We start from the raw sequence: 2,890 nt of genomic DNA on the forward strand, positions 1-2,890 counted from the left end.
CGCGATTGCGGTGTGTCAGTTGATAAATCTGTTACCTGACCAACTGCTATCGCGAGCAGGCTAACTCCTACCGGGGCCAAGCATTACTTGGCGGACTTGATCGCAGCGCCGAGTTTCTTGGCAGTGTCGGCCGGGTCGGCTTTCGGGTCGTTGATGTAGTTGGTCACGACATCAAAGAACGCGCCTTGCACGGCCAGCGTGGTCGCCATGTTGTGCGCCATGCTTGGTTGCAGGCCGCCGGACTTGGCGTCCGCGAGGAAGTCCTTGGCAGCAGTCTGTGCGCAGGAGTCGAAGCCGAGCTTGTCCATGTTGTTCAACATGTCGTTGCGAACCGGGATCGAGCCTTTGTTGATGCTGAAGACTTTCTGGAAGTTTTCACCCAGCACGACTTTGGCGATGTCCTGCTGACCGGCCGCAGTGCCGGCGTCTTTCTGCTTGAACACGGCCAGCGAGTCGATGTTGTAGGTGAACGCCTTGTCGGTGCCCGGGAAAGCTACGCACTCGTAGTCCTTGCCCGCGACTTTCTTGGCGGCGGTCCATTCGGACTTGGCCCAGTCACCCATGATCTGCATGCCGGCCTTGCCGTTGATGACCTTGGCCGCTTCCAGGTTCCAGTCCTGACCTTTGCCGTCGGCGTCCATGTAGGTCGCGACTTTCTTCAGCTCGGTCAGCGCCTTGACCATTTCCGGGCCGGTCAGCGCGGCGTTGTCCAGGTCAACCAAGGCTTTCTTGTAACCATCGACACCCATGACCGAGAGCACCACGGCTTCGAACACGGTGCTGTCCTGCCAAGGCTGACCGCCGTGAGCCAGCGGAATGAAGCCCGCAGCCTTGAGCTTGTCGCCAGCGGCATAGAATTCTTCGAGGGTGGTCGGGTTCTTGGTGATCCCGGCTTTCTTGAACACTTCCGGGTTGATCCACAGCCAGTTCACGCGGTGAATGTTCACCGGCACGGCCACGTAATCACCGTCGTACTTCACGGTATCGGAGACTTTCTTGTCGAGCAGGCTGTCCCACTTTTCCGACTTGGCGACGTCTTTCAAAACGTCGGTGTCGAGCAGGCCGGTGGATGCCCATTCCTGGATGTCCGGGCCTTTGATCTGGGCAACGCCAGGCGGGTTGCCAGCGACTGCGCGGCTTTTCAGCACGGTCATGGCAGTCGCACCGCCACCACCGGCGACAGCGCCGTCTTTCCAGGTGAAACCGTCTTTTTCGACTTGGGCCTTGAGCACATCAACGGCAGCTTTTTCGCCACCGGACGTCCACCAGTGCACGACTTCGACCGAACCTTTGGATTCGGCAGCGGAAACACTGAGAGGCAGAATTGCGAGCGGGAACAGGGAGGCGACAGAAATGACAGTAGCGAGGCGAGAAATCGCATTCATCTGAGATGTACCTTTCTTGTTGTTATGCATGCAAGTCTGGTGCTTGCGCTGCACAGGAGTTTAAACAGGACGTTTCCCTTCGCAGGTAACGAAGGGACGCGCAAATGTCACCACATGGTTACACAGGACTGCTCTGGGATAACTGTGCCAGCGCAGTCGCCATACTGGGCGACAAGGGTAGACGAGGGATCAGCACCGCTTGCCAGGCATGATACAGATCGGGTTTGCCCGGCCAGATATCGGCACTTGGGATGTTTTGCGGATTGAGTTCGTGGTGCCAACTGCCGTCGCAACGGTCGATGAAATTCGTCTCGCAGAATTCCCAGAACAGTCGGTACCAAGTTTCGTATTGCGCATCTCCGGTGCGTTTGAGCAAGGCACTGGCGGCGGCGCTGGCTTCGGCGTGGGTCCAGTGCAAGCGGTGGCGCACTACCGCTTTGTTGTCCCAGTCGAGGGTGTAGACGATGCCTGGCAGACCATCGACGTCCCAACCGTTGCGGCAATTGTTCTCGAACAGTTTTTGCGCATCGGTGGCGAGCCAACCGGGCGTGAGCATACCGGCCTGCACCCGCGCGGCTTCGAGATGGAGCAACAGCCGCGCCCACTCGAAACCGTGACCCGGCGTGGTGCCGTAGGGGCGGAAACCGTCAGCAGGATTGTCGAGGTTGTAGTCACGCAGTGGTTGCCAGTCGCGGTCAAAATGCTCGATGACCATGTAACCGTTGCCGGCAGCGTGACCGTGGATCACCCGCTCGACGATGCGTTGCGCGCGCACCAGCCAGCGCGGATCTTCAGTGACATCGGCCAGCGCGAGGAACGCTTCGGTCGCGTGCATGTTGCTGTTGGCGCCGCGATAGGCTTCTTCTTCGCTCCAGTCACGATTGAAGAATTCGCGCATGGCGCCCTCTTCCTCGCTCCAGAAATATGTGTCGATGATATCGATGGCGTCATCCAGCAACGCTTGCGCGCCGGGACGCTGCGCAACCACCGCAGAGCTGGCCGCCAGCGCAACGAAGGCATGCAGGTAGGCGTTCTTGCCGGTGTTGTCATCGCGGTGTTCGGCGACCGCGAACCAGCCGCCATGCAACGCATCACGCAATGGCCCGCGCAGGGCGGCGATGCCGTGATCGACCAGCTCGGCAAAACCCGGCAAGCCCTGAATGTGGGCCATGGCGAAGCTGTGGGTCATGCGCGCGGTGTTCATGGTTTCGGCCTGCGCGTTCGCTGGCAGGCGGCCGCGTTCGTCGAGGTTGCCGAAGCCTTCGGGCAGTTTTGATGCCTTGGCGAAATCCAGCAGACGCAGGCCTTCGGCGGCGAGCCATTGCTGGTGCGCAGGGGCGTTCAGCCAACTGCTGAAGCCGGGTTGGAAGAGATCCATGGGGGGCCTTTTTTGTTGTTATGACTGCGGGGAGTCTAAACAACGGGTCGGGGTGGGCTTGTAACGAAGGGGGCGGGGTTTGTCACCGATCCGTGACAAAAGAGCCACCCTCACCCCAGCCCTCCCG

2 protein-coding genes are annotated in these 2,890 nt (G+C 60.0%); both read right to left on the reverse strand.

Annotated features, from left to right (window positions below; genetic code table 11):
• Nucleotides 1–83: 83 nt before the first annotated feature.
• On the reverse strand, nt 84–1,385 hold the full coding sequence (locus PMI23_RS27515) for an ABC transporter substrate-binding protein (protein WP_007917875.1): 1,302 nt from the start codon (nt 1,383–1,385) through the stop codon (nt 84–86).
• Nucleotides 1,386–1,503: 118 nt separating this feature from the next.
• A complete protein-coding gene (locus PMI23_RS27520) occupies nt 1,504–2,763 on the reverse strand; it encodes a D-mannose isomerase (protein WP_007917877.1) in 1,260 nt (419 codons plus the stop codon).
• Nucleotides 2,764–2,890 lie beyond the last annotated feature (127 nt).

Origin of the sequence: Pseudomonas sp. GM24 (assembly GCF_000282235.1) — a bacterium.
In the GTDB taxonomy this organism is placed as follows: Bacteria; Pseudomonadota; Gammaproteobacteria; order Pseudomonadales; family Pseudomonadaceae; genus Aquipseudomonas.